The sequence below is a fragment of the Pseudarthrobacter sp. AB1 genome, from assembly GCF_014926485.1.
Taxonomy (GTDB): Bacteria; Actinomycetota; Actinomycetes; order Actinomycetales; family Micrococcaceae; genus Arthrobacter.
In genome coordinates, this window is record NZ_PZKO01000026.1 from 1 (window position 1) to 4,790 (window position 4,790).

Annotated in this window: 4 protein-coding genes and 2 pseudogenes; 4 read left to right on the plus strand and 2 right to left on the minus strand. The window is 61.1% G+C overall.

What is annotated here, in order from left to right; genetic code table 11:
* Positions 1 to 396: MFS transporter (locus DAD99_RS07965; RefSeq protein WP_193341085.1), on the minus strand; the 396-nt coding region annotated here is incomplete at its 3' end.
* An 847-nt stretch (positions 397 to 1,243) separates the two neighbouring features.
* Positions 1,244 to 2,158 (minus strand): pyridoxal 5'-phosphate synthase lyase subunit PdxS, encoded by a 915-nt coding sequence (pdxS, locus tag DAD99_RS07970; protein WP_193341086.1) that lies wholly within the window; start codon positions 2,156 to 2,158, stop codon positions 1,244 to 1,246.
* A 218-nt stretch (positions 2,159 to 2,376) separates the two neighbouring features.
* Here pdxS and DAD99_RS07975 point away from each other — a divergent pair, with 218 nt between their 5' ends.
* The 4 genes and pseudogenes from DAD99_RS07975 to DAD99_RS21595 all read left to right on the plus strand — a co-directional run.
* Entirely contained in the window at positions 2,377 to 3,177 is an 801-nt protein-coding gene (locus tag DAD99_RS07975; protein WP_193341087.1) for an IclR family transcriptional regulator, read from the plus strand.
* An 801-nt stretch (positions 3,178 to 3,978) separates the two neighbouring features.
* A pseudogene (locus tag DAD99_RS22130) lies at positions 3,979 to 4,167 on the plus strand (Rieske 2Fe-2S domain-containing protein); the annotation flags it as partial.
* 34 nt (positions 4,168 to 4,201) lie between these two features.
* Positions 4,202 to 4,330: a hypothetical protein gene (locus tag DAD99_RS22135; protein WP_309233225.1), complete on the plus strand. Its 129-nt coding sequence runs from the start codon at positions 4,202 to 4,204 to the stop codon at positions 4,328 to 4,330.
* A 37-nt stretch (positions 4,331 to 4,367) separates the two neighbouring features.
* Positions 4,368 to 4,790: pseudogene (locus DAD99_RS21595) on the plus strand (BCCT family transporter); the annotation flags it as partial.

A 4,790-nucleotide genomic window follows, 5' to 3' on the forward strand; every position in this document is an offset into this window, starting at 1 on the left:
CATGATCAAAATCGAGAGGGAAAGAGCTGTCCGCCGGCCCACCCGGTCACCGATATGGCCCCAGACGAACCCGCCCAACGGGCGGACCAGGAACGAAATCGCGAACAGGGCGAACGTCAGCAAAAGCCCCGTCTGAGGATCCGATTCAGGGAAAAAGACTGCCGCGATCGTAACGGCCAGATAGCCGTAAACCGCGTAGTCAAACCACTCAACAAAGTTACCGATAAAGCTGGCCGCGACCACTCTGCGGCGCGTTTCCTTGCTGACCACACCGTCAGCCGGTTCAAAATTCTGGCCGCGCAACGTGCTGCGGCCGGGGCCGGGTCCGTCATGTGCACCATGCGGCTTGGGGCCAGAGCCTCCGGCAAGAGCGGAAGGCGAAGTTTCGTTACTCATGTGTCCACCAAGATTCTTTGGAGTTGCATTCAGCGCAACGCTGTTGCAACAGACTAAGGGGTGAGCTGCAACACAGTCAAGACCCTTTTGTTATGTTCGTATTTATCGGATGGCGGTTCCAGGACTTATGCGCCGGACGTGGGGGCATGCGACGAGCGCAGGCCCATGCTGGGGCATGTCTGGGCGGATCGACTACAGGTTGCGTCAGACGTAACCGTGTTGCACGCTGGCGGTCCGCCATGTCCTAAAACCCGGGCGGCGGGTACTGGCCAGTCCTTTGACTCCCCCCGCACCGGCAGACAGATTTTTGAGTACGCGCGGCGTGTAGGGCAGCACTGATCCCTGCTCCATCCCCTCCGCATCCACCAGCGCGTAGTGGTGGCCGTGCACGGCAAAGGTTCGGGTTTCCCAGCTGGGTCACCGGCCCGGACGGAGACGCGGGAATCGCCCCAGGTTTCCTCCCAGAGGCTGGCCGAGGTCTCATCGACATACCGCATAATGGGGCCATGGACCAGGGGCGACGTCGTCATGACTTAGTTGTACCCGTTACGGGCCGCGGCAATCATATGAGCAGCCGGGGGCCACGGAAACAACTCCCAAGGCACTGCTGCCTACGCCCGGACCTGAAATCCACTCCGCTTGTCGAAAAGCCGTCGCCTGTCGTTTCCGGCTGCGGCAATCCAAAGAATGGAGTCATCTGCTGAGGCCTGGTCAACAACGCCCGTCAAAATGCATTCGCCCATGCGCCAGACCTTAACCGTGTGGCCCGTGAGGCGTGCCCAGTCTGCGCGTAACCCACGTCCGCTGGCGGTCTTTTCTAATTGATTGACCGTCACAGTCACGCCTTTTACCAGCTGCGCTCGGAGAGGCGGTGCGGCTGGGGGATTTCGTCGACGTTGATGCCCACCATGGCTTCGCCGAGGCCGCGGGAGGCCTTGGCAACAACGTCAGGGTCATCGAAATAGGCAGTAGCCCTAACGACGGCAGCGGCACGCTGGGCCGGGTTGCCGGACTTGAAGATACCGGAACCGACAAACACACCGTCAGCGCCGAGCTGCATCATCATCGCAGCGTCGGCCGGGGTGGCAATGCCGCCGGCGGTGAACAGGACCACGGGGAGCTTGCCGGCGGCGGCAACCTCCTTGACCAGTTCGTACGGGGCCTGCAGTTCCTTGGCCGCGACGTAGAGCTCGTCCTCGGGCAGCGCGGCGAGCTTGGCGATCTCGGCGCGGATCTGGCGCATGTGCCCGGTCGCGTTAGAAACATCGCCGGTACCGGCCTCACCCTTGGAGCGGATCATGGCCGCGCCTTCGTTGATGCGGCGCAGCGCCTCACCGAGGTTGGTAGCGCCACAGACGAAGGGAACCGTAAAGTTCCACTTATCGATGTGGTGGACGTAGTCGGCCGGGGTCAGGACCTCGGACTCGTCAATGTAGTCCACGCCGAGGGGCTGCAGGACCTGGGCCTCGACGAAGTGGCCGATCCGGGCCTTGGCCATCACCGGCACGGAGACGGCGTCGATGATCGCCTCGATCATGTCCGGGTCCGACATGCGGGACACGCCGCCCTGGGCACGAATATCAGCCGGAACACGTTCCAGGGCCATGACTGCAACGGCACCGGCGTCTTCGGCGATGCGGGCCTGTTCAACATTGACGACGTCCATGATGACGCCGCCCTTGAGCATCTCAGCCATGCCCCGCTTAACGCGGTTGCTGCCGGCGACGGTGACGTGTTCGTACGGGAGTCGCCTAAGGGACACTTCTTACTCCAAAGGGACGGGATAGCTGCGAAGCCAGGCATCTACTAGTGGGACGAACGCCTCGGTGCCTGTTCACACTGCTGCTCGGCCGCGTGAAGGCTGAGGCGCCGGTAGACGAGCCAGCGCCTGAGCCGGTCTAGGATGAAACTTAACGAGGCGGCAGTTCGACTGGAACTTCCAGGCCTGGGTACTCCGCATGGACAAGGACACGAGGCGACATGGCCGCACGCAACGACCCGGATCAGGGCGTGGACGCACAGGGTGGAGGCGTCCAATCGGTAGACCGTGCCCTCCAGATCCTGGATATCCTCGCCCGTGAGGGTGATGCGGGCGTCAGCGAGATCGCTGAGGAGATGGGCGTCCACAAATCCACAGTATCCCGCCTGGTGGGGTCGCTGGTGGGTCGGGACCTGGTCCGCCAGAACAGCGAACGCGGCAAGTACCAGCTGGGCTTTGGAATCCTGCGATTGGCATCGTCCATCCCGGGCCGATTGAGCGTGGTGCGAGAGGCCAGAGACGTTTTAGAGAGTCTCGCTGCGCGCTACAAGGAAACAGTGAACCTGGCTGTCCTGCGATCGAATTACGCGGTCAACGTGGATCAGGCCATGGGCCCCTCCACGCTCGCAACCTACGACTGGGTCGGCAGCCTGACGCCCCTGCATGCCACCTCGAGCGGCAAGGTCCTGCTTGCTGCCCTTCCGGCCGACGAGAGGGACACCGTCCTCAAGACCGTCGGTCTGCCAGCCCGCACTCCCCGTACCGTGACAAATCGCGCGCAACTGGAGAAGCAGCTGCTCGAAATTTCCCGGCAAGGCTATGCGGTCGTCCACGAGGAGTTCGAAATCGGCCTGTCAGCGGTCGCAGTTCCCATTTGTAACCATCTTGGGAATGTAATCGCCGCTGTTAGCATCTCCGGTCCTGCGTTCCGGTTCACCCCGGAAGAGGATCCCGGACTCATCGAAGGGCTCCGCGCGGCTGGACTGTCCATTAGCGCCAACATGGGCTACAGACACCGATAAGCCCGACCGCAGAGTCGGGCTTATCGGAGCGCACATGGGCGCACGACTAACTCGTCGGAATGACGGTCCCCCACAACTTCCTGAATCCGTTGTGGAAGCGCTGAAGTGGTGCTCGTTCAGAACCAGTACCCCCGCTCTTCGCGTAGATCTTTGATTCCATGGCGGGCTGGCAGCGTTCGCAGCGCCAAAGTCTTGTTTGTTTACCCGTCCGCTCCGCTGAGGCCTTGACGTCTTTGCTGCTCTCCGCGCTGACACTTGGAATCAGATCCAGGCCCTCGGAGCCGTCGATAGTGCTTAATACGGCGGCCGAGGCTGAGGTTGGCGACGTCGCAGCCAACAATGGCGTGCACGCGGCCGAGGCACTCTTTGATGGCGCCCATGACGACTTCCTCAAATGACGGCGGCTCGTCAGCCTGGCATACCCAAAGGAAGTCCTTTAACAGTGGAGGCCTGTCTTAATTGACGGCGCGTTTCAGCTCCTATGATGATCAGCCGTCCGGCGAAACACTGGGCAACGGGCAGCATGGGGCCGAGAAGCCGGCGAAGATGATCCGACGACAGCCAGAGTCTCCATACTTCGTCCCTCAACCGCTTCTTACGCAACGAAGATCGCGATATGCAACAGACTGACGCATCCCACGTTTCGTGTCAAGATCCCCGGCAAATCAACGAAAACCCTTGACATCCGTTTTTATCAGGCGCAATCTGTTGCTTAGTGCGATTTCCGTTGAGTCATACGGAACGATCCCGCCCTAACCCACTTGGCGCAAACTTAATCCCCTGAACATAAAGAGGTGCCCCATGCACAAGGCCCGCCCGATCAGTGAACTCGCTGCCGGGCAGGCTCTACGGCTCGATACTGCGCCGTCAATCGCCGTTTTCCCCACCGAAGCCGGCGACATCTTCGCCATCGACGACACGTGCACACACCAAGATGCCTCACTGGCTGACAGCTACGTAGAGGACTACTGGGTCGAGTGCCCCCCTCACCCATCGAGGTTCAGCCTCCGCACAGGAGCCTTGAATGCACCCCCGGCCAAACTGCCGGTACGCACCCGCGAAAGTGCAGATCGTCGACGGCAACATCATGATCATCGAATCAGACGAGGCCCTCAACCTTCCGCCCGGCCTGATTCCCGAGGGCCATGTTTAACCGCTGGCCCATGCCTCACCGAGCAAAGGACCCACTCATGACTTCTAACAGTGACCTAAAATCCCATACACCCGAGGAGTTGCCTGCTGACAGCGGGGTGGTTCCGCGCAGCGAAGAACCTGGAAGAAGGGAGAAGAGTAAAGCAGTCTTCCCTGTCTCCGAGGATGTCCTGGATCCGGGGGACGTAGGTGCCGCGGCACTGCCGGATACAGAAGAGTATGAGCTGATCCTCGAGGAACTGCGCAACGCCAAGACCGATCACGCCGTTTCGCGGCGCCGGAACCACACGCACACCCTTGACAAAGTGACCTTCGGAATCACCGGCGTCGCGGCTGTCGCCTTTGTGGTTTGGGGCTTCGTCGGAAAGGATAACCTCGCCGCGACCTCCACCGGGGCCCTTAACTGGGTCATGGAGTACACCGGGTGGCTTTTCATGATCACGGCTTCGATCTTTGTGATC

What these genes read in the sequence shown, in the direction of transcription:
- DAD99_RS07975 (WP_193341087.1), top strand. Translation starts at nt 2,377, where the DNA reads ATGGCCGCACGCAACGACCCGGATCAGGGCGTGGACGCACAGGGTGGA.
- DAD99_RS22135 (WP_309233225.1), top strand. Translation starts at nt 4,202, where the DNA reads ATGCACCCCCGGCCAAACTGCCGGTACGCACCCGCGAAAGTGCAGATC.